Origin of the sequence: Pedobacter heparinus DSM 2366 (genome assembly GCF_000023825.1) — a bacterium.
Lineage (GTDB): Bacteria > Bacteroidota > Bacteroidia > Sphingobacteriales > Sphingobacteriaceae > Pedobacter > Pedobacter heparinus.
In genome coordinates, this window is sequence record NC_013061.1 from 426831 (window position 1) to 448550 (window position 21720).

The window sequence follows — 21720 nt, forward strand, 5'->3', positions numbered from 1 at the left end:
CATCAGAAAGGGCTTTTAAAATCCTTAAAAGCAGAAAGGAGGAGGTCTTTATCAGACAAGAGCAGGTCCTGTTCAGGAATGCTGGCATTCCAGTTGATGTTCAGGTCAGGATCGTTCCACATCACCCCGATTTCTGAGGCCTTATCATAGTAATTGCTTACTTTGTAAGTAAAAATGGTCTGGTCTTCCAGCGTTAAAAAACCATGCAGAAATCCGGGGGGTACCCAAAGCTGTTTGTGGTTTTCGCTGCTCAGCTCAACACCAAAATGCTGACCATAAGTAGGGGATGCTTTTCTGATGTCGACTGCAATATCCCATACCGCACCCTGCAGTACACGGACCAGCTTTCCCTGCTCAAAGGGTGGACTTTGTGCGTGCATTCCGCGCAGTGCCCCTTTTTGTGAGAAGGACTGGTTGTCCTGCACAAAATTAGCACTGATGCCGGCCTCAGCAAATAGCTTTGCATTATAGCTTTCGTAAAAATAACCACGGTTGTCTTTCCATACCTTAGGCTCAATTACTAAAAGGCCGGCCAATGGTGTTTGTGTAATTTGCATAAAATTGATTAATCGATATATTCCATTAAAGTGCGGAAGGCAACAAACTGATTTTCGAAATGTTTGTTCACATCGGCCTGCAAGGCAGGGGCAAACTTTTCCTGATAATCCAGGTAATCGGCCATCTGGGCTGCAACGTACTGGGCACAATAAGTTACCCCTTCATTTGGGGAGTCCAATACCCTGAGCAAACGGTGTGAAACAAATTTTCCGGTGCCCATTACCTGTGGTATATGTACTTCTTCCATCCATTTCAGCCAGCGTTCGGCCGCGGCATCTTCAACTATTGTAGTTACGTTGTATAAAAACATGCTGCAAAGATAATATTATGTACCCACATTGTCTCCCCTAAGTTTTCTGAAACGTTTGCGTGCTTCAGCAGTATACATACTGCCGGGGTAGTCATTGATCAGTTTCTGATACAGATTTTTGGCCTGTTCATTGTCCTTCCCGCTTTTCTCATACAGATCGGCCAGGGTAAACAGGGCATCATCTGCCCAGATACTGCTATCCTTTAAATCTATAATGGCCTTCAGGGCCGCAACAGCCTTATCTGTTTCATTGCTTTTGATATAGATTTTTGATTTGGCCATTAAAATATCATCGGTGAGGCTGTTGTTTGGAAAGGCGATGTTGATGCTGTCCAGTTTGGCGATTGCTTTCATGGGCAGGTTCCTGAACTGCAGCATTTCGGCATCGGCATACATTTTAAGTGCATTGCTGTCTGTCGGAGTTTGCAGGTTATCAGCTATCAGCAGGCTCAGGTTCAGTGCATCATTGGAAATCAGTTGCGAGGTAGAGGCTTTGAGCACATCGGACTGCGACTTGGCGTAGGCAAAATTGCCCTGATAAAAGGATAAGCGGGCAGAGCGGTACCGGGCTTCGTTGCCAATTTCCTGGTTATCGAACTGTTTAGCTACCTGTTCATAGATCAGGAAGGCTTCCCAGGGCTGCTGAGTAAGGATATAAATGTCGCCCAGATCTAATTTAGCCTGACCTGCCTCGGTGGCCGGAATGCCAGGCGTTTTGAGTAGTTCTTCCAGTGCATTTTCAGCTTTGGGCAGGTCGTCCAGGTAATAGGCCTGCAGGTTTGCCCATTTCTTCAGGGCAAAGATCGTCTGCCTGCTCTTGCCATATTCGTCGATAATGGCCTGGTATGCTGCGGCCAGCTCGGTAATTGCTTTTTTATCAAAATGCCCGGCGATAACCAACTGATATTTGGCATTGATCATTTCCACTTTTGCAGGCAGGTACCAGGGGCTTTCCTTACCTTTGCTGAGGATGTATTCGTAAGCCTCAATGGCTGTTGGATAAGCTTTATTGTCTATAAAGGTACCGGCTGCATTAAATAAAGTTCCGCCGTCATCTCTTGTGCGTTTATCCTGTGCCATAAGCTGTCGCAGTGCCATTTCATATTCCTGCTGCTGCAGGTATTGCCAGATGAGCAATTTGGTATATACCTCTGTCTGCGGCTCTTTTTGTATCTTTTTGAGCAGGGCCGACTGCAGCAGCTGGTAATCGCTGTTGTCTTCAAATACTGTTGCCAAAACACTTTCGGCCTGTGGCAGCAGCTGTGGCATTTGTGGCAGTGCATTCAGGTATTCCTGCACCAGCATATGCTTGTCCTTTTTATAACGGTAAATGCTCAATAGTTCGTAAGTAAAAGGCTGCTCGTTGTTCAGTATTTTCCGGCCCTGTAAAAAAGCAGAAATGGCCAGGTCGTAGGCCTGGAAACTGTAAAAATGATTGGCAATTTCCCTGATCTTAAATTCGTCGGCAGGAAGGTTGGCAATCACCTGCATATATAACTTATTGGCAGCGTCGGTCTGGCCTTTGTCCTGATAAATACGTGCAAGTGCAATACCGTACTGCAGGTTTTTAGGATTTTGCCTGATCAGTTTCTTAACTGTTTTTTCTGCATCGTCAAAGCGTTTAAGTTTTAACAGTGAATTGAAATAAAGTTCAAAATAGGCATCGCTTCTGGTATTATTGAAGAGCTTTTCCAATAGGACAACAGCTTGCTGATACTGGCCCTGCTGGTAATACTGATAGGCCAGTGCATCGTCTACATTGTCCTGCGCCAGGCAAAACAAGTGTGCAAAACACAGCAAAACAATTACAGCTACTTTTTTCATTCTGTGAACTAAGATCGGGAATTTGGCTAATAAAATAGTAAATTCATTTTCTAATTCGTTCGCTATGCCAACAATAGATGGATTATTCGATCTTGAATCGCTTGAAAAGAAAGTTTTGGAGTTAAATTCAAAGTCCGATGTTTTACTTACGCGGGTACTGTCGCATTATGTGCAGGGTATAGAGTTGTTGTTCCCTGAAATGCATTGTACCATCATGCAGGTGAAAAACGGCAGGCTGTATAGCTGGGTTGCTTCTTCTTTACCTAAAGATTATGCTGAAGAAATTGAAGGAGGCCAGATTGCAGATAATGTGGGTTCCTGTGGCACAGCGGCTTTTTTAAAGCAAACGGTAATTGTAGCAGATATTGGTAAGGACCCGAGGTGGGAGGGCTACAGGGAAATTGCATTGGCTTCCAATCTGCTGGCCTGCTGGTCCAGGCCAATTGTGAATTCGGTGGGTGAAGTTATGGCTACATTTGCCATTTATTACAACGAGGTTAAAGTGCCAACTGAAGATGAGTTAAATATCATTGAACGGGCCAGTTCCCTGTTGCAGATAATTCTGGAGAGCAGGCAATACGCTGAAGCCTTGAAATCGAGCAATGAGCTGTATGATTATGTGAACAAGGCTACTAATGATGCCATATACGACTGGGATATCATTACCAACAACCTGGAGTGGGGAGGCGCTTTTTTCAGGATATTCGGCTACCTGCCTGATGGCGAAAAGTTTCCCATTCAAAGGTGGATTGAAATGATCCATCAGAGTGATATTGATCCGGTTACCAAAAGTTTGCGTGAGGCTTTAAGGGAGGTCACTACAACCCACTGGACGGCGCAGTACCGGTTTAAGCGGGGTGATGGGAGCTATGCATTTATAGAAGAAAACGGATACATTTTAAGGAATAATGATGGTGAGGCCATTAGAATGATTGGTGTTTTACGTGATATTACGCAGCGCACACAGCACGAACTGGAAATAAAAGAACATCTGGAACGTTACAATGCGGTGTCTAAGGCAACCAGCGATGCGATATGGGACTACGATTTGCTGAGCCAAAAAGTGATCTGGAACAATGGGGTCAAAGAAATTTTTGGCTATGAGCAGGTAGAAGAGGTTTACCAGTGGTGGTACGATCATGTGCACCCGGATGATGTATTGGAGATTACGGCTCTTGTAGATGCCTGTAAAAGTGAGAAGCGCTCGCGCTGGACTGCCGAATATCGCTTTAAGTGCAGTGACGGCAATTATAAGTTTGTGCTGGACAGGGGATTCTTGTTGTTCGACGACAATGGTGAGGCTGTAAGGATGATTGGGGCCATGCAGGACATTACCGAGCGCATTAATTATATCCATACCATTGAAACCCAGAACCACAGGCTTCGTGATATTGCATGGGCACAAACGCACCTGGTTAGGGCACCCCTGGCACGTATTATGGGCTTGGTGCAATTGCTTAGGGAACCTGGAGGTTATGTTACCGATGAGGATCAGCTGCTCAGTTACCTTCATGATTCAGCAACTGAACTTGATAAAGTGATCAAAGGGATCATTGAGAGAAGTGTTTAAGATGTTTTCCAGGAAATAGCCACCCTAATTGAAACAACACATACCTTCGGTTATTTTGCGTAACATTAAGGCTTTAAAGTAACAATATTGGTGTATTGCCTGCATACAAAGCCGGTGTTGCGTAGATTTGCGGGCTAGTAACTGTTATGATTGGACTAAAAAGATGTTTTTTCCTGGTACTGATGGTTCTTGCTGCTGGCTGTCGGCAGAAGGAAGTGTTGAGGACCATACCTGTTGATGATTTCTTTAAATCGCAGGATAAAATAGGCTACAGGCTATCGCCAGATGGGAAAAATCTTTCTTACCTTAAATTACAGGGGCAGGACCAGAACATTTATATTGAGGATATTGAAACTGGAAGAGGCAAAAATATTACCCGGTTAAAGGATAAAAAAATCGTTTTTTACTTTTGGGTAAGCAACCATGAACTGATCTATTATAAAGAGGTAGATGCAGCGAGCCGGCAATCGGATGTGTTTATTATTGACAAGGAAGGGAAAAATGAACGCCAGCTGGTAAACAATGAAAAGAGCAGGTTAAAGGTGATTGAAGATCAGCTGATCGACGATAAATACCTGTTGGTATCTTCTAATAAAAGGGATTCGACTGTTTTTGATGTTTACCGTTTAAACGTGCGGAACGGACAGATGGAAATGGCCGCTAAAAACCCGGGAAATATCATCGACTGGAGAACAGATGCCGAAGGGAAGCTTCGGCTTGCCATAAGCAGTGATGGGGTAAATTCTACGATCCTGTACCGGGCAAATGAAAACCAGCAATTTAAAAAAGTACTGACCAGCAATTTCAAGGACACGTTCTACCCTGTTGCTTTTAGTCATGAAAGACCCAATGTAATTTATGCCATATCGGATGTAAACCGCGACAAGACTGCCCTGGTTGAAGTGGATTGCAACACCGGCAAAGAAATAAAGAATATTTTTTGTAACGATAGCCTGAACATTACTGATGCCCAGTATTCAAAGAAAAACCAGCGGATTTCTTTCGTGGTGTATGAAACCTGGAAAAAAGAAAAGCATTACCTGGATGACTCCGTAAGGCAGGTTTACAGCAATCTCGACAAGCTTTTGCCAAAAACAGAGACCCGGATATTTGACAAGGACAAGGCAGAAACGGTATTCATACTGAGGACATTTACGGACAGGAACCCAGGTTCTTATTACCTGTATTTTGCCACTACGGGTAAATTGCGAAAACTGAGTGATTTTAATGCCTCGATTCATGAAAGCGAACTTTGTGAAATGAAACCAGTGGTTTATACCTCAAGAGATGGCCTGAAAATTCATGGATACCTAACCCTGCCCCTGAATGTAAAAGCGGAGAACCTGCCCGTGGTAGTGTTGCCGCATGATGGGCCGGGACAAAGAAATTTATGGGGCTACAATCCTGAAGTACAATTTCTGGCAAACAGGGGCTATGCGGTATTCCAGATCAATTACAGAGGCTCATCAGGTTATGGTAAAACCTTTGTGGCTGCTGGTTTTAAAGAATGGGGTGGCAAAATTCAGGATGATATCTACGATGGGGTAAAATGGCTGATCGACCGTAAAATTGCTGATCCTAAGCGTGTTGGTATATACGGTACCGGCTTTGGTGGTTATATAGCATTAAATGGCCTGTATTTAAATAAAGGTACTTATAGCTGTGCCGCATCAAATTCAGGCGTGATTAACCTGTTCACCTATTTGAAATCGATCCCCCCGTATCAAAAGCCAAATTTGCAGATGTATTATGAAATTATCGGTAATCCTTTAACAGATATTGACAAGATACGTAAGGTATCGCCCCTGTTTCAGGTAGATAAGATCAACGCACCTGTATTGCTGGCCGAGAACATTAAAGATCCGAACAACAATTCCGGCGAGGCCATACAATTTGTGAAAAACCTTAAAAAACGCAATGTCAGTGTTACTTATCTGGAAAATGACGGCGATATAAATATCTATTACGCCAGGAATCCGGAAGGAAGACGTAAATTTTATGATGCCCTTGAAGAATTTTTAGAAGTTAACCTGAAAAGGAAGTAAATTCACGTTTAATGGCTTCAGAGAAAAAAGACGGTTACCGTAAGAATTTTTCATTGATACTCACCTTCATCGTGCTGATGTCTGTCCTGTTCCTGCTTTCGCTGGGCCTGGCCTATAGGTTCAGTACAAAATACATTGAGAATGAGTTTGTATCGGAGAAGGTAAACGTGCTTGAAGAGAGTATCAAGGCGTATAACGACTTTTTTCAAAAGAAACTACCGGAAGTGTCTTATTATAATGGCTACCTGGATTCTGCAACGGCAGCCAGTTTTGTGGATACCGTTTTGCTGGAATATCCTTTTGTTTCGAAAGTTGTTTTTTATGATTCGGAAGTGAGCAATGCGCCGGTCAGCGATGGCTTAAATATTGGTAGATTCTCTTTCGGCCCTAAAAACATTTACCAGTTTGGCAGCCTGGTGCCCCTGGATTCAGTACAGTTGTTCTCGAGGAACAATACCCGTAATTTTATTGTTGGGGACGATTTCAATACCCTGGGTTTAAAGCTGGTGTCTTATATAGAAGGCCTGGATACTACCCGTGTACCAGGGCAGGATGAGCTGTTCAGCAATTTCAGTATTGTCAGGTCCAACAAGATCACCTACCTGAACATCCCCCGGATGGAGGACTTGAAAGTGTATAAGAAAATGATGCGCAGCCGCCTTGCAGCGAATCCTGTTTATCAGCAGGATATGCTGTCGTTCCAGCTGGATCCTTATAAAATAAAGATCAAAAATACCCGCCCGCTTTTATATCAGTACATTAAAATAGAGCCGCTTACTTACGACCCTTTGGATACAACCGAAGTATACCTGAGCACGGAGATCACTTTACCGGGCCCGTTTTCTGATTATAAACTATATTTTATTTCTTCAAAGTCTTTTATTGAAAAGGAAGTGTTTAGTTATTTTCTTCCTATTGCAGTGGCAATCCTGTTGTTTTACAGTATTGTGGTATTGGTAGCCTTTTTAATTTACCGCAACCTGAACATTAACCAGAAGATGTTTAAACTGCAATATGATTTTGTAAACAACCTTACACATGAGTTTAAGACACCGGTTAGCGTGATAAAGATTGCAGGGAACAACATTAAAAGTGCTGCGGCGCTGACAGACAGGGAACTGAAGATGTATGGAAAAATACTGGATGAAGAGGCCGACAAGCTAAATGGACTGATGAATAAGCTGCTTGCCTTTACACAGATAGAAAATAAGGCGATTGCCCTGAACAGGGATGAGATCAAGATGCTGGACTTTTTGGAAAGTACTGTTGAATCACATCGGTTAAAACACCCTGATTTCGACTTCAGTTATGAGGTTTCAGGGTTTACTACTTTTGTGACCGATCCGGTACTGCTGGGCAGTTTGTTTGATAACCTTGCTGAAAATGCCTATAAATATTCGCCCGCAGAACGTAAAAAACTACACATCAGTGCCAGGCTGATTAAAGGGAAAGTGGTGTTTAGGTTTACAGACCAGGGCATTGGTATACCTGCATCAGAAATTAATAATATATTTAAGAAGTTTTTCCGGATACAAAATCAGTACAACCAGAATGGGAGCGTTGGCTTGGGGCTGGCTTTTTGTAAGGAACTGGTTAATTTTATGAAGGGTGAAATTACAGTGAGAAGTAAGGTGAACAAAGGAACAGAATTTAAGATTGTACTACCATATAATGATTAATACTATGTCGAAAGGAGTTAAAATACTGATAGTTGAGGACGATGAGAATTTACGCTTTTTAGTTGTACATCGTTTAAAGGCCGAAGGCTACGAGGTTTCGGAAGTGGGCGATGGTGAGGCTGCGGAACGCATGATCCTGGCTGAAAAACCGGATATTGTATTGCTGGACTGGATGCTGCCCGGTAAACAGGGTGCAGAGGTGTGTGAAGAAGTAAGGAAACAGGGTTTTGATAACCTGATCATTATGATGACTGCCAAGGCACAGGATGTGGACAAGATTGATGCTTATAACTTTGGGGTTTCGGATTATGTAACCAAACCTTTTAACATGGATGTGCTGGTGGCCATGCTGGACAGTAAAGTGAAGTTTATTTTAAATAACGACCGTTCTGAAGTACACCGTTTTGGCAATATGGAACATCATCCTAATATCCATACTTTGTTCAGGGACGGAAAGAAAATAGAGCTGACCATTCTGGAGAACAGGATATTGCTATACTTTTTGCGGAACCCGAATAAGGTGATCAACAGGGATGAACTGATGCTGGTGGTATGGGGCTATAATTCTGATGTAAATACGCGTACGCTGGATATGCACATTGTGCGCTTGCGCAAAAAGATAGAACTGAACCCCGACAACCCGCAGCTGTTGCAAACTGTAAGAGGCGTGGGCTACCGTTTTAACCCTTCCTAAAACCGGAGGTTGATGAGTACCAGGGTTAAATATTGCAGCAGCATGGTGCCATCCAGAAAGAAGAAATAATAATATTCATTCTTTTTAATGTTGGATTTGAAAATTAACCAGCCTGTAAGCAGAATGGTTAAGGTTAAGGCAATGATGTCTGCATTTATGGCCTGATTGAAAAGGATCAGCAATGCCAGGTAACCCAGCAGTAAAAACTGGCAGAAGAGATAGGCTTTCTTCTCTCCCAACATTACAGGAATAGTTTTTAATGCATATAGCTTGTCCTGAAAAAGGTCCCTGATGTCAAATGGGATGGTAATGGCAGCAATGAACAGGAAACGTTTGGCTACCAGCAGCAGTGTTTCTGCAGAGGAGATGCTGATCTGGTAATTGTGTTCCAGTTCTACAATAGGCAGCAGCACACAGCTGATAGACCATACCAGTGCAATAAGGAAAAGTTTTATACCAGGGATGTTGCGCAGGCCTATCTTCTGGTTGTTGAGGGTAAGAAATGGAATGTTATAGCCCAATGCCAGTACAGCCGTAAAGATCATCAGCAGCTTGGCTTCAATGCTCAGGTAAAGCAGGCCCAGCGGGATCAGGCAAAGCATGGAGATCAGTGTGATGGAAATGATGAGCCGGTGATGGGAAAAAATCCACCTGACCCTTACATATTGCGAGTTCTCCGGGTTCTTAGGTTTGGACAGCAACATGCTGAAATTGTAAATGCCTATGGTACCAAAAAAGATAATGGCAAGAATGTACTTGTCGGGCTCGGCCTTTAATAAATGATAGGTGATCAGACCCTGGGCTACTGCACAGATGGCAATAAACAGGTTGCTGAACAGCAAAAAATCAAGAATAGACAAGAGCACTTTTTTGATCATCTGGAGAAAGCAATTGGTTAGGCGCGCTTCAGTTCAAATATCGTTATTTCCGGCAAAATTCCAACGCGGCCAGGGTAGCCTAAAAAGCCATAACCTACGTTGACATACAACTGCTGGTTTTGTTCCTGGTATAGACCTGCCCATTCTTTATAGATGTATTGTACAGGACTCCATTGAAAATGTTCCGTTCTTACCCCAAACTGCATCCCATGGGTATGACCGCTAAACATGGCGTCTATTTGCGGATAGCTGCCAAGCACCTGGCCACGCCAGTGCGAAGGGTCGTGTGACAGCAACAATTTAACAGGCAGGTCATCCGTATTTTTAACGGCCAGTTCCATCTTTCCATATTTAGGGAAACGGCCCATGCCCCAGTTTTCGATACCCAGGATGCCGATTTCTTCGCCATCTACCTTTAGCCTCCTGTTTTCGTTCATCAGCAGGTCCCAACCCATCAGTTCATGTGTTTTGATTACAGCCTGCAGGTTTTTTGCTTTTGCAGGCGAAGGTGTTCTGCCAAAATGGTAGTCGCCATAGTCGTGGTTCCCCAATGTGGAATATACGCCTAAAGGTGCTTTGACCTTCGAGAATATATCCTGGTAGTTGCGCATCTCGCTGGCCATGTCATTAACCAGGTCGCCGGTGAAGAATATAAAGTCTGGTTTTTCGCCCAGTAGCATTTCTACACCACCCAGTACCGCTTTTTTATTGTAAAAACTGCCCGAGTGGATATCGGATATCTGTGCCATTTTAATGCCGTCAAAAGCTTTTGGCAGGTTAGGGAGGATCAGCTTACGGCGTTTTATCTTATAATCATAGGCGCCTGATACCACACCCCAGCTTAAAGAGGCCAGGGGAATGGCCGCGGTTACCATTCCTGCTTTCATCAGAAAAGCTGAGCGGCTGATGGGTTCTCCGGTTGCAGCCTGTTTAGCCGCAGTTGCAGGCAGGGAGGTCTTTTTATTGGAGCGGGTGAACCGGATCAGGCCTCTGCGCAGGTCATCAATTAACAGGAAGGGCAGCATTACAAATTTGCACACCACAGTTAAAAAGAAAGCAACCAGGATAATGGCCCTGATGGCCAGATACAGGTTCAGGTAAATGCTTGCAAAAACGCCTATCAGCAATGCAATGGTATAGGCCCACCATAAAATACTGAATATTTTTTTTGTACCGGGCTTCCATTTTTTGAATACAGATAAAATGGCCCTATAGCAATAGTAATCAAATACCAGTAGAAAAACACATAAAAAAAGGATCACAGAGATTCTGCCCATAAAGCTGTTGTTGCGGTTTAATTAATAGTTGTCATCTTCGTCCTCTTCTTCCAGGTCGACGTTGAACAGGCTGTCGAACATATCGGAGAAGCCAAAGCCGCCTTCCAGATATTTTTTGTTAAGCTGAGAGTATTCGGCAAGACCATGCAGTGCAAATTCCATGAGCAGCAGCGTTTGATTGTCGCTTACTTTAGGGTGAAGCTTTTTGACCAGATCGTACAGGCCTGCCACCTTCATCAATTCTTTTTTATACTGTGCGTTGCTCAGGTCGTCGGAAATATCCAGGGTATGCCCTTCTGTAAACCATTCTGTAATGGCGGCATAAGGATTGGCGGTTCTGCTTTTCTTTGCCTTTTCAGGATCGGGGAAGTAGCGGGCAAAGAGGCTTTTGATGGCTTTACCGATCAGGGTATTGGCTACCTTTGCGGGGCCTTCCAGCTCCCCTTCGTAAACCAGCTCAATTTTTCCGGTTACTGCGGGGATAATACCAGTCAGATCGGATAGTCTCACCATAGTGTTTTTTTCTCTGTTAATGAGCATTCTGCGTTCTGCAGTGCTGATCAGGTTTTCGTAGGCAGAGATGGTGAGCCTGGCAGATACACCTGATTTCTGGTCAATAAATTCACTTTTCCGGGCTTCAAAAGCCACCTGTTCTACCAGGTCCTTTACCAGTCCGTCTGCTTCAATGTTTTTATTTTGTTCCGGACTGATCCTGGCTTCCTGGAAAGTGATTTTCCTGGAAATTGCTATTGTTTTAGGATAGTGGGTCAGGATCTGGCTTTCAATACGGTCTTTCAGCGGAGTAACGATGGAACCACGATTGGTATAGTCTTCAGGATTGGCTGTAAACACAAACTGCACATCAAGTGGCAGCCGCAATTTGAAGCCCCTGATCTGGATGTCCTTTTCCTGGAGCATGTTAAACAGGGCTACCTGTATGCGTGCCTGCAGGTCGGGTAATTCGTTAATGACAAAAATGCTGCGGTGTGCCCTTGGTATCAGCCCGAAGTGGATGACGCGCTCATCGTTATACGTTAATTTTAAGGTAGCCGCTTTAATAGGGTCTACATCGCCGATTAAGTCGGCCACCGTTACATCAGGTGTAGCCAGCTTTTCGGTATAACGTTCAGACCTGTGCTGCCAGCTGATGGGCGTATTGTCGCCATGGATCAGGATTTCATGTTTGGCATACCAGGAAATGGGGTTGAGCGGGTCATCGAAGATCTCGCTGCCGCTTATATAAGGGATGTACTCATCGAGCAGATTAACCATTAAACGGGCGATGCGTGTTTTGGCCTGTCCGCGTAAGCCCAGTAAAAGGATATTATGACGGGACAAAATTGCGGTTTGCAGTTCTGGTATTACCGTTTCATCGTAACCCAGGATACCATCAAAGCCTGCATCTTTATCCTGCAGCTGTCTGATCAGGTTTTTGCGCAGCTCATCTTTTACAGAAATTGAGGTATAGTTTGAGGCCTTTAGTTCGCCCAGTGTTTTTATGTTGATGTGATCCATTATCTAACTGTCTTTCTTCGGTTTTTAATGTAGTCTTCAAAAATGTATTCTCCCAGTCCGTTCAGTGAGCTATAAAACGCCCTGCCCCCGTTGATCTGTGTAAATTCACGTACAAATTGCTGCAGATAGGGGTCCTGGGCAATCATAAAGGTAGTGATGGGTATGCCCAGGCGTTTACATTGCGCGGCCATGTTTAAGGTCTTATTGATGACCTTTCTGTCCAGCCCCATACTGTTCTTATAATAACGGCCGTTTTCCTTTAAGCAGGTAGGCTTACCGTCTGTGATCATAAAGATCTGTTTGTTATGGGTCTTGCGCCTGCGCAATAGATCGGTAGCCAGTTCCAGACCTGCAAAAGTATTGGTATGGTAAGGTCCTACCTGTAAATAAGGCAAATCTTTTACGGTAATGGGCCAGGCATCGTTCCCAAAAACGACAATGTCTAAAGTGTCTTTGGGGTACCGGGTTTTAATGAGCTCGGCAAGGGCCATGGCTACCTTCTTTGCAGGTGTGATGCGGTCTTCACCGTAAAGGATCATGGAATGGGAAATGTCTATCATCAGCACTGTGGAAGTAAGGGTCTTATAGTCTTTCTCTTCTACTTCCAGATCGCGTTCGGTAAGGGTGAAGTTGCCGATGCCATGATTGATCTGGGCATTGTGGATGGAAGCAGTCATGTCGATCTGGTCCAGACTATCGCCAAAGGTATATTCCCGTCTGTCGGCATTTTTTTCTTCCCCTATGCCCGAAATGTTGCTGTTGTGGTTTCCTTTACCGGCCTTTTTCAGCTTGCCAAAAATCTCTTCCAGAGCCGATTGCCGGATGGTCTGTTCTGTTTTGGCGGTAATGCTCAGGTCGCCATTAGCAGGATTTTCCTGTAAATAACCCTTTTCTTTCAGGTCATCTATAAAATCGCCCATACCATATTCATTATTGGTAAACTTATACTGCTTATCCAGCTCGTTCATCCAGGCAAGGGTTTCCCCTGCATCGCCCGCGGTATAGTTGAGCAATTGGGTAAAGAGTTTGAGCAATTCATCAAATCCGCCTTTGGGCAGATCATCAGGTTTAAAATCAGAAAATTGGAACCCTCTCATGTATTCAGTATAAACGAATTATCGAAGGTAAAAGTTTGTAGTGGCAGTAATGTTAAACGGTTGTAAAAATACCTGCCAGGATTATTTAGGACTGCCTTCGGCCATTGCACTTTCAGCCCTTTTAACAGCCAAACGTTCCCGCCATTTTGCATAAGGTGCTTTAAAGGCCATTTTTAGCACGCTGTCGAGCCCGCCTTTTACAGCCAGGTTAAACACACTTTGCGCTTTTCGGGTGATGGAAGCATCCCAGGCCCTGAGGCTCAAGGAGAAAGAGCCATCCAGGTATTTCATCCAGTGCCACATTCCGGTAGGCATAAACAGGGTATCACCATGTTCAAGAAAGACCTCATAGCCCTCTACACCTTTTAAAGCAGGGAACTTTTCGAAGTCGGGATTCGCCACATCGTAATCTTCCAAAGCATAAGTGGCATTGGGTATGCAGTAAAGGCGTTTTTTCCATTTGTTGTCAAACAATATGATGTGTTTTCTGCCACCAAAATGGGTGTGAAAAAGATGGGGCAAATCGATGTCGTAATGTAAAAAGGTAACGGAGTTGGAACCACCAAAAAACATGGCTGGCATGCTTTCAATAAAGCCACCCATCAGGTCTTTAGGAATCACGATGTCATTTATAAGGTCGGGATAGTGTTTAAAAAGGTTAAAAAAGAAAATGCGCAGTTCTGTAGGCTCTTTTTTGATGAGGTCAAGATAATCGCCGAACTTCATTTCTGCTACCGAGGCGTTGATGGGTTTGGAGGGGTCGGCCTTTGAATTGTCCATCAGGCTTACAGTAATGTCGCCCCCAATCTGTTTCAGGTAGTCGGTTGTCCATTTTTCTCTGGCTGGCCAGGTTTTGGTTAAGCCTTTGATGATCAATGGACGGCGTGCATCCAGGTAATTCTTTTTAAAATCAGCAGGGCTGATGCTTTCAACGGTATCTACCGGCTTTAAAATAAAGCTCATATTGTTTCGTCATAAGATACCAGGAACGGCTCAATGCCTGTTGCCGATCTTATTTGCTAACAAATGTAAAATAAATTTACAAGATTAGTAAGGTTGCTGTCTGGCCAGGGCCCTGTTAGCCCTTTTAATGGCAAGGTCTTCTTTCCAGTTCATGTATTTTTCCCTGAAATTGGCCTTCATGAAATCATCAAACTTGCGCTGCAGGGTAAGGTTATATAAGCTTTTGGCCTTTACTGCCCAGGATTTATCCCAGGCACGCAGACTGATGGAAAAAGAACCATCCAGGTATTTCATCCAGTGCCAGTATCCGGTAGGCATAAACAGCGTGTCGCCATGTTCAAGGAATGCCTCTACACCCTGCACTCCTTTTAGGGCAGGGAATTTCTCGAAATCCGGACGTTCCACATCATAATCTTCGAGGGCATAGGTTGCATAAGGGATTTGGTACAAACGCGCTTTCCATTTGTTTTCAAAAAGGATAACGTGTTTGCGGCCATTAAAATGGGTATGAAAAATATGGGCAAGGTCTATGTCGTAATGCAAAAAGGTTACAGAGCCTTTGCCACCAAAAAACATATTGGGATAGCTGTCCAAAAATCCGCCCATTAAATCTTTAGGGGCGCGATAATCTTCAAGCAGTTTAGGAGCCTGTTTAATGGGGTCGAACAGGAATATGCGGAGATCCGTTGGTGTGGTTTTAATGAGTTCTATATAATCTTCAAACTTCATTTCTGCAGCAGAAGCGTTAATGGGTTTAGAAGGGTCGGCTTTGGAGCTGTCGTACAGGGGCACTGTTTTATCGCCAACCACAGTTTTCATATAGTCCAGATTCCATTTTTCATAAGCTGGCCAGCTTTTAGACATGTTTTTAATGATCAAGGGCTTGCGAGGGTTCAGATAGTGCTTTTCAAAATCTGTTTTGCTGATGTCATTAACGATATCAATAGGAGTCAGGTTAAACTTCATATAAATAAATTGTTAAGATGAAGCAAAATTATACAATCCGTTATCCGGAAGGTAAAGTTGGATGAAAAATTAAAATACCCTGACAAATGGTGTAAAAAAGTCAGGGCTTAGCGAAATAAAAAGCCGGGACTGTTAAAGTCCCGGCTTACACATATCCCCCTCAGCTTTTCAATTTTTATTTTGGCATCAATACGGTATCAATCACATGGATCACTCCATTTTTTTGCATTACGTTGGCAATGGTAACCGTTGCAGTTCCGCCTTTTTCATCCTTAAGTACTAATTTTTTTCCTTCCATCCATGCCCAGAGTTTACCGCCTTCAACAGTAGTCAGTTCTGTTTTGCCTTTTCCTTTTTTGATGGCTTTGTCAATGTCTGCCGCAGTCCATTTACCGGCAACAACATGATAAGTTAATACTTTGGTTAAGGCGGATTTGTTTTCAGGTTTCAGTAGGGTCGCTACCGTTCCGGCAGGCAGTTTGTTGAATGCAGCATTTGTTGGGGCAAAAACAGTAAATGGTCCTGCTCCTTTTAAAGTTTCGACCAATCCGGCTGCTTTAACGGCAGCAACAAGTGTAGTATGGTCTTTAGAGTTTACTGCATTGTCTACAATGTCTTTTGTGGCGTACATTGCAGCACCACCTACCATCGGATTTTTTTGAGCGTAAACCTGTGTTGTGAATGCCAGAGCTACTATGGCAATTGCTGATAAAATAATTCGTTTCATAATTTTTTGTTTTATACAGGCAGATACGAAGAAAAAAATGGTACGGATTTTTTCTTTATCAGATTTCTAAAAAAAGAGGAAACGACTATTCTATAATTTGGTAATGATAGAGGGCATAACTGTTGTTTGCAGGCAGGCTAAATGTTACCCGGCCTTCTTTATCCACATTGGCTGTGGTATTTTTGCCCTGCCCCAATTCGGTTTGCAGCCTTATTTTTTTACCGGCGGGTAACCAGGTTTGAACGGCGCATGTAGCTTGGGCATTGCGTTCCCTGATGACCAGCAGGTAACCCTGATTGCCTAAGATGGATTGAAAGCCGGTCCAGGAGGTGCCGCTGGGTTCTTCGCCGATAGGAAATATTTGTCCGGAATGCAATTTTGACTGAATGTCCCGGTATTTTTTCAGGGTTGGTGTGATGCTGTATGCCTTTTCGGGCAAACCACTTGCTTCCATCCAGGCCAAAGGTTGGGCCATCATGGTTAAAGCAAATTCGTAACCGAAACTTACGGTTGAGGGAGCCAGCAGATCATCTTTTGCATACTTGTCTGTATTTCTGAAGTTGTTCAAAAATTCTATCTGTAAATTTTGCGGAGGGACGTATCTGGACAACATCCATAGATTTCTCAGTGTCCAGGAAGGATAATAGCTACCAAAATCGGTATATCTGTTTTCAAGAAATATATTTCCATATTCATTAAAATAATGATAGCCATACCTTTTGCCAGCAGTTACATCCAGGTTAAAAACGGCTTCATTGTTTGTGACTTTCATCACGCTGTCCAGCATTTTCCGGATATTGATGTCGCTCTGTTTATCCATTACATGGACACCGTCAATTTTAAAAGTACGGATGCCATATTTGTTATATAAGCTGATCAGTGCCCCTGCATCATCCTGCCAGTGCACATAACTGCTGTCCTGACTGGGATTGAACCATACACAGATCTCTATTCCAAGTTTTTTACCCAAATTGACCAGGGGACTTAAGCCATCGGGGAATTTTTTGATATCTGGCAGCCAGTAGTCCCGTCTTTTCCAGATGCCTTCGAAACTTCCTTTAGACAAAGCAGAGGCGGCTGAACGCCCGGTTTGCCAGCCATCATCGAGTTGAAAATGGGTAATGCCCAGTTTATGTGCTGCCCTGATCTCGTTCAGGCTAAAATCGAGGCCAATCTTTTTATCCTGACTGCGGTCGCCCCAGGTATTTAACAAGATCATGTCGTCACGCCCCGGCAGGTGTGTGCGCAGGTTTTTCTGATAGCTGCGTAAAGCTGAGAGCCTGTCCAGTGTGCTTCCGGCAGTAACGCCGGTTACAAAGCCATAACAGCGTACCCACTCATTTTTAGGGATGTCAGAAGGCAATACACCTATGCCGGCGGCCTGGATATTTCCCCAGCGTGCCAGAAAATCAAATCCGGGATAGGCCAGTTGGGCTTCAGCGGTAGGGCTTTCTTTTAGAATAAAAATGCCTTTATCGCTCAGTACATCATTTATAAATAAAAGGTTGCCCTTCATCCTGCTTTCGCCATTGTACAACAATTGCTGATATTCCTGAACCAGGTTGTTGCGTCGGTCGGTCACATCAAAAAATTCGACTGAATTTAAACGCCAGTGTTTACCCGGTAGCGACAGATTTTCTATGACCGGTGCATTGGCTTTGCCTTGAGCTATGGCTTCAATTTTTTCAATATTGATGAGGTCGCCTACATTTACATTTGTGGAGGCCCATTTTTCGTTTACCGAGCCTTTTAAATAGAAATCGCAGGCAATGGCAGGGCTTTCCGGATATATTCTGAAAACCCTTCTTACAAAAAGCGACCCAAATTTGACCTCTACCTGTGCCCTTAAATAGGCGGGCGCAATAGAGGTTGCAGCCACTGCTTCTACGTGCAGACTGCCACTTTCAGCTTTTCCGCTGCCTGGCAAAATGCAATCGGGCTTGTTTCCGTTTAACAACCAGCTGTGTTTATTTTTTTTATCGGTTAGCTGTGTGCTGATCAGGTCGCCATTATTCCAGTTGTAACTTCTGCTCAGATAGTCATTTTCCAGGGTAAGTACATTATTGATCAGTATAGCCTTACAAGTGTTCAGTTCTTTTGGGGTACGTACCCGAGAATAGCTATAATTAAAAATGCCGGTAAAAAGAATAAGAAGGGAGATATGGAATAAATTGCCTGGTTTAATCATGGATTAGATTTTGCTTTGTGTGTATCCACCGAAATTAGGATTATAATACATCAATTACAAATATTGATTAATCCTTATCAGTTTTCTGTTGTCCTATCGTTATAATCAAAATAAACAAGGTATGAAAACACCGGTAAAAGTTATCTATTCATTTGTATTCCTGCTATTTATTGCAGGATTGTGTTCTTCCTTTGAAAAGGAGAAATCTGCTGCTGTGAGATTTTCTTTTCCGTATAAGCAGGCCGGACTGGATGAACGGCAGGCAGCTGCACATCTTTTAAGCAGGTTTACTTATGGGGCCAGGGCCGAGGACATTGATGAGGTTGTTAAAACTGGCCTGGAAAAATGGTTTCAACAGCAATTGGATGGGAAGCTTAAAGACGATTCCTTAAACAGGATGTTAAATCAGTACGAAGATATTAACCTGAGCAATACGGAAGTGGAGAACAAATATCCGCGTCCGGGTCAGGCTGTCCGCATGGCTGTTAAGGATGGGATCATCGATAAAGACTCAGTGAATAAGGCTGATGGCAAGGAATACCGGCAGAAGATAAAAGCTTTTATGGATTCCAAAGGATATAAACCGCAGCAGGAGCTGTACCGCCAGTTTTTTAACCAAAAAATATTAAGGGCTGCTTACACCAACAACCAGTTGCATGAATTGCTGACCGATTTCTGGTTCAATCATTTCAATGTTTCTTTAACAAAAAACCAAAGTGCTTCTTTTATTCCCGCCTATGAACGGGATGTGATCAGGCCAAATGTAACAGGTAAGTTTGAAACGCTGTTGCTGGCTACGGCAAAATCTCCTGCAATGCTGATGTACCTGGATAATTTTTCGAGCAGCGGGCAGCAGGTTGCCGATAATGATGGCATGCAAATGCAGATGGGAGAAATGCAGACCATTAAAAATCGCCAGGCTGCAAGGGCAAAACTAATGGCAAATTCTCCTGCTTTCAAAAAACAGCAGCAGAAAAAGAAACAAGGTGGGCTGAATGAAAATTATGCCCGTGAGGTAATGGAACTGCATACCTTAGGTGTAGATGGAGGATATACGCAAAGCGATGTAACCCAGGCAGCAAGAGTTTTAACGGGCTGGACCATTGCACCAATGGGTGATAACGGATATGGTTCTGCTGCAAAAAACCTGTTGAACAGGGTAGACGAAAATACACTTGAAAAAAGAGGCTTTGTACATGAGGGTGATTTTCTTTTTATACCTAACCGCCATGACAATGGAGAAAAGGTAGTTTTAGGAAAGCGCTTTCCGGCACATGGTGGATATGAAGAAGGGGTAACATTACTATCCATGCTTGCCCATCACCCTTCTACTGCGAAGTTCATTTCTAAAAAGCTCGCTACACGGTTTGTGAACGATAATCCTTCGCCGGCGCTGGTGGACAGAATGGCCGGGACCTTTACGAAAACTGATGGCGACATTAAGCAGGTGATGATTGCTATGGTAACAGCTCCGGAATTCTGGGGCAAGGATGCATTGAGAGAAAAAACAAAATCGCCATTTGAACTGGCCATTAGTGCTGTACGCAGTTTGGATGCCAAAATTACACAACCCTATCAACTGTATACCTGGATCAATAAAATGGGGCAGCGTATGTATTATTACCAGGCCCCAACAGGTTTTCCGGACAGGGGACAATACTGGATCAATACCGGTTCTTTGTTAAACAGGATGAACTTTGGCCTGGCCCTGGCTACACAACGTATACCAGGTATCAAAATTAACCTGGCTTCACTAAATAACAACCATGAGCCTGAAAGTGCGGATGCGGCCCTGCTTATTTACAGTAAGCTCATTATGCCGGAACGTAACCTGGATGAGACGGTAAAACGGTTAAAACGAATGTTAAATGATCCTGATCTGGTGAATAAAGTGGAAACTGCTGCTGCTAAGGCTGCACCGCCCCAGGTTGTGGAAACAAACATGGCAAGTTCTGATTCCGGAATGATGAATCAGGAAGATAAGGCGGGGGCTAAAGTAGCCAACAGGGGATTTGGTAAGAAGGCAAATAAGATCGCAACTGCTGCAGGCAACAATACCATGCTGGCACAGGTAGTAGGGGTAATTATCGGATCACCTGAATTTCAACGTAAATAAACCTTAAAATATATCATCATGACTTCAAGAAGAGGATTTATAAAAGCAGGGGGACTGGCCTTATTTGGAATTGGATTGGGCGGGATCCCGGGGTTTTTGGCAGAAGCGGTTGCCAGTACAAAAGCACCGGGTTTGTTTAAAAGAAAAAAAATACTTGTTTGCATTTTTCAGCGTGGGGCAATGGATGGGCTGATGGCTGTAACCCCATTTACAGATCAATACCTTAGGGCAGCAAGGCCAACATTGTTTATGGATGCTGCAAGAGGTAATGGAAAGCGCACTCCGCTGATTGATCTGGATGGCCGTTTTGGTTTGCACCCCTCTATGGCTGCATTTGAAAAAGTGTTCAGGGAAAAAAGAATGGCTATTGTACATGGCATCGGTTCACCAAATACTACCCGCTCGCATTTTGATGCACAGGATTTTATGGAATCGGGTACACCTTTCAGAAAGGGTACAGATAGCGGCTGGTTAAACCGTGCCGTAGGCTTACTGGGACATGAAGCGGCCACACCATTTCAGGGGGTGAGTTTAACCTCGTCACTGCCAAGGTCATTTTATGGTGATAATCCGGCGGTGGCCATCAGTAATCTACAGGATTTTAACATCCAGCTGCGTGGAAATGTGAAGGGGGCCAATATGGCAGCTAAAAGCTTTGAAGACTTATATGATACCACTTCGTCTGGTTTGTTAAAAGAAACCGGTAAAGAGAGTTTTGATGCGATAAAAATGCTTCAAAAGGTGGATACCAAGAATTACTCTCCTTCAAACAACGCCATATATCCAAATACAGCATTGGGCAATTCATTAAAACAAATTGCCCAGTTGATTAAAATGGATGTTGGGATGGAGGTTGCTTTTGCTGAATCTGGTGGCTGGGATACCCACTTTAATCAGGGTGCAGAAACCGGGATTTTTGCAAGAAATGTGAACGACCTGAGTAATAGTATAATGGCGTTCTGGACTGATATGGGAACTTATCAGGATGATGTTACAGTAATGACCATGACCGAGTTTGGCCGTACGGTAAAACAGAACGGGACTGGGGGAACAGATCATGGCAGGGGATCCTGTAACTTTATTTTGGGGAACGGGGTGAGCGGCGGCCTGGTGCACGGTTTGGTAAACCCGCTGGCAGTTGAGAACCTGGAAGATGGGCGTGATCTGGCCGTTACTACAGATTTTAGAAGTGTTTTTAGTGAAGTAGCGGATAAGCACCTGAACATCAATAACGATAAGGTGCTTTTTCCGGACTGGGATGGTAACAAAATTGGTGTAATGCGCTAGCTTATTTCCTGGTATTCATTTTATCG

General features: G+C 43.8%; 17 protein-coding genes. 6 read left to right on the top strand and 11 right to left on the bottom strand.

Annotated features, from left to right (window positions below):
• Positions 1-2 precede the first annotated feature (2 nt).
• From rfbC to PHEP_RS01810, 3 genes are read right to left on the bottom strand one after another with little or no spacing between them, the layout of a single operon-like run.
• Positions 3-557: a dTDP-4-dehydrorhamnose 3,5-epimerase gene (gene rfbC / locus PHEP_RS01800; RefSeq protein ID WP_012780538.1), complete on the bottom strand. Its 555-nt coding sequence runs from the start codon at positions 555-557 to the stop codon at positions 3-5.
• An 8-nt stretch (positions 558-565) separates the two neighbouring features.
• Complete coding sequence (locus tag PHEP_RS01805) at positions 566-868, bottom strand: DUF4286 family protein (RefSeq protein WP_012780539.1); 303 nt, start codon at positions 866-868, stop codon at positions 566-568.
• A 15-nt stretch (positions 869-883) separates the two neighbouring features.
• Positions 884-2692: a tetratricopeptide repeat protein gene (locus PHEP_RS01810; RefSeq protein ID WP_012780540.1), complete on the bottom strand. Its 1809-nt coding sequence runs from the start codon at positions 2690-2692 to the stop codon at positions 884-886.
• 64 nt (positions 2693-2756) lie between these two features.
• Between PHEP_RS01810 and PHEP_RS01815 the strand changes: the two genes are divergently transcribed.
• From PHEP_RS01815 to PHEP_RS01830, 4 genes are all read left to right on the top strand, one after another.
• Positions 2757-4262: a PAS domain-containing protein gene (locus PHEP_RS01815; RefSeq protein WP_012780541.1), complete on the top strand. Its 1506-nt coding sequence runs from the start codon at positions 2757-2759 to the stop codon at positions 4260-4262.
• Between the two features lie 146 nt (positions 4263-4408).
• On the top strand, positions 4409-6307 hold the full coding sequence (locus PHEP_RS01820) for a S9 family peptidase (protein WP_012780542.1): 1899 nt from the start codon (positions 4409-4411) through the stop codon (positions 6305-6307).
• A gap of 11 nt (positions 6308-6318) precedes the next feature.
• Positions 6319-7986 carry a sensor histidine kinase gene (locus PHEP_RS01825; protein WP_012780543.1) on the top strand — a complete coding sequence of 556 codons (1668 nt, stop codon included), beginning with the start codon at positions 6319-6321 and terminating at the stop codon, positions 7984-7986.
• A 4-nt stretch (positions 7987-7990) separates the two neighbouring features.
• Positions 7991-8680, top strand: a complete 690-nt coding sequence (locus tag PHEP_RS01830; protein WP_036675418.1) for a response regulator transcription factor — start codon at positions 7991-7993, stop codon at positions 8678-8680.
• Here PHEP_RS01830 and PHEP_RS01835 read toward each other — a convergent pair.
• From PHEP_RS01835 to PHEP_RS01870, 8 genes are all read right to left on the bottom strand, one after another.
• Positions 8677-9558, bottom strand: coding sequence for a UbiA prenyltransferase family protein (locus PHEP_RS01835; RefSeq protein ID WP_012780545.1), 882 nt, complete (start codon positions 9556-9558; stop codon positions 8677-8679). The genes PHEP_RS01830 and PHEP_RS01835 overlap by 4 nt on opposite strands.
• A 17-nt stretch (positions 9559-9575) precedes the next feature.
• Complete coding sequence (locus PHEP_RS01840) at positions 9576-10835, bottom strand: metallophosphoesterase (protein WP_012780546.1); 1260 nt, start codon at positions 10833-10835, stop codon at positions 9576-9578.
• Between the two features lie 21 nt (positions 10836-10856).
• A complete protein-coding gene (locus tag PHEP_RS01845; protein WP_012780547.1) occupies positions 10857-12350 on the bottom strand; it encodes a sigma 54-interacting transcriptional regulator in 1494 nt (497 codons plus the stop codon).
• Complete coding sequence (locus PHEP_RS01850; protein ID WP_012780548.1) at positions 12350-13447, bottom strand: vWA domain-containing protein; 1098 nt, start codon at positions 13445-13447, stop codon at positions 12350-12352. Before PHEP_RS01850 ends, PHEP_RS01845 begins: the two co-directional genes overlap by 1 nt.
• 81 nt (positions 13448-13528) lie before the next feature.
• Positions 13529-14410, bottom strand: coding sequence for a cupin-like domain-containing protein (locus PHEP_RS01855; RefSeq protein ID WP_012780549.1), 882 nt, complete (start codon positions 14408-14410; stop codon positions 13529-13531).
• Between the two features lie 84 nt (positions 14411-14494).
• Positions 14495-15376 carry a cupin-like domain-containing protein gene (locus PHEP_RS01860; RefSeq protein WP_012780550.1) on the bottom strand — a complete coding sequence of 294 codons (882 nt, stop codon included), beginning with the start codon at positions 15374-15376 and terminating at the stop codon, positions 14495-14497.
• Between the two features lie 175 nt (positions 15377-15551).
• Positions 15552-16103 (bottom strand): fasciclin domain-containing protein, encoded by a 552-nt coding sequence (locus tag PHEP_RS01865; RefSeq protein WP_012780551.1) that lies wholly within the window; start codon positions 16101-16103, stop codon positions 15552-15554.
• 85 nt (positions 16104-16188) lie between these two features.
• Positions 16189-18291, bottom strand: a complete 2103-nt coding sequence (locus PHEP_RS01870) for an alpha-amylase family protein (protein ID WP_012780552.1) — start codon at positions 18289-18291, stop codon at positions 16189-16191.
• A gap of 121 nt (positions 18292-18412) precedes the next feature.
• On the opposite strand from PHEP_RS01870, the gene PHEP_RS01875 reads away from it, so the two are divergent.
• The gene (locus PHEP_RS01875; RefSeq protein ID WP_012780553.1) at positions 18413-20407 is read left to right on the top strand and encodes a DUF1800 domain-containing protein; all 1995 of its coding nucleotides are present in this window, start codon (positions 18413-18415) and stop codon (positions 20405-20407) included.
• Between the two features lie 18 nt (positions 20408-20425).
• Positions 20426-21694: a DUF1501 domain-containing protein gene (locus PHEP_RS01880; RefSeq protein WP_012780554.1), complete on the top strand. Its 1269-nt coding sequence runs from the start codon at positions 20426-20428 to the stop codon at positions 21692-21694.
• Positions 21695-21720 lie beyond the last annotated feature (26 nt).

Excerpts from the sequence above, each read along its gene's own strand:
- PHEP_RS01865 (WP_012780551.1), bottom strand. The coding sequence starts at position 16,103 with ATGAAACGAATTATTTTATCAGCAATTGCCATAGTAGCTCTGGCATTC.
- PHEP_RS01835 (WP_012780545.1), bottom strand. The coding sequence starts at position 9,558 with ATGATCAAAAAAGTGCTCTTGTCTATTCTTGATTTTTTGCTGTTCAGC.
- PHEP_RS01860 (WP_012780550.1), bottom strand. The coding sequence starts at position 15,376 with ATGAAGTTTAACCTGACTCCTATTGATATCGTTAATGACATCAGCAAA.
- PHEP_RS01870 (WP_012780552.1), bottom strand. The coding sequence starts at position 18,291 with ATGATTAAACCAGGCAATTTATTCCATATCTCCCTTCTTATTCTTTTT.
- PHEP_RS01825 (WP_012780543.1), top strand. The coding sequence starts at position 6,319 with ATGGCTTCAGAGAAAAAAGACGGTTACCGTAAGAATTTTTCATTGATA.
- PHEP_RS01855 (WP_012780549.1), bottom strand. The coding sequence starts at position 14,410 with ATGAGCTTTATTTTAAAGCCGGTAGATACCGTTGAAAGCATCAGCCCT.
- PHEP_RS01845 (WP_012780547.1), bottom strand. The coding sequence starts at position 12,350 with ATGGATCACATCAACATAAAAACACTGGGCGAACTAAAGGCCTCAAAC.
- PHEP_RS01815 (WP_012780541.1), top strand. The coding sequence starts at position 2,757 with ATGCCAACAATAGATGGATTATTCGATCTTGAATCGCTTGAAAAGAAA.
- PHEP_RS01810 (WP_012780540.1), bottom strand. The coding sequence starts at position 2,692 with ATGAAAAAAGTAGCTGTAATTGTTTTGCTGTGTTTTGCACACTTGTTT.
- PHEP_RS01850 (WP_012780548.1), bottom strand. The coding sequence starts at position 13,447 with ATGAGAGGGTTCCAATTTTCTGATTTTAAACCTGATGATCTGCCCAAA.
- PHEP_RS01840 (WP_012780546.1), bottom strand. The coding sequence starts at position 10,835 with ATGGGCAGAATCTCTGTGATCCTTTTTTTATGTGTTTTTCTACTGGTA.
- PHEP_RS01875 (WP_012780553.1), top strand. The coding sequence starts at position 18,413 with ATGAAAACACCGGTAAAAGTTATCTATTCATTTGTATTCCTGCTATTT.
- rfbC (WP_012780538.1), bottom strand. The coding sequence starts at position 557 with ATGCAAATTACACAAACACCATTGGCCGGCCTTTTAGTAATTGAGCCT.
- PHEP_RS01805 (WP_012780539.1), bottom strand. The coding sequence starts at position 868 with ATGTTTTTATACAACGTAACTACAATAGTTGAAGATGCCGCGGCCGAA.
- PHEP_RS01880 (WP_012780554.1), top strand. The coding sequence starts at position 20,426 with ATGACTTCAAGAAGAGGATTTATAAAAGCAGGGGGACTGGCCTTATTT.
- PHEP_RS01820 (WP_012780542.1), top strand. The coding sequence starts at position 4,409 with ATGATTGGACTAAAAAGATGTTTTTTCCTGGTACTGATGGTTCTTGCT.
- PHEP_RS01830 (WP_036675418.1), top strand. The coding sequence starts at position 7,991 with ATGTCGAAAGGAGTTAAAATACTGATAGTTGAGGACGATGAGAATTTA.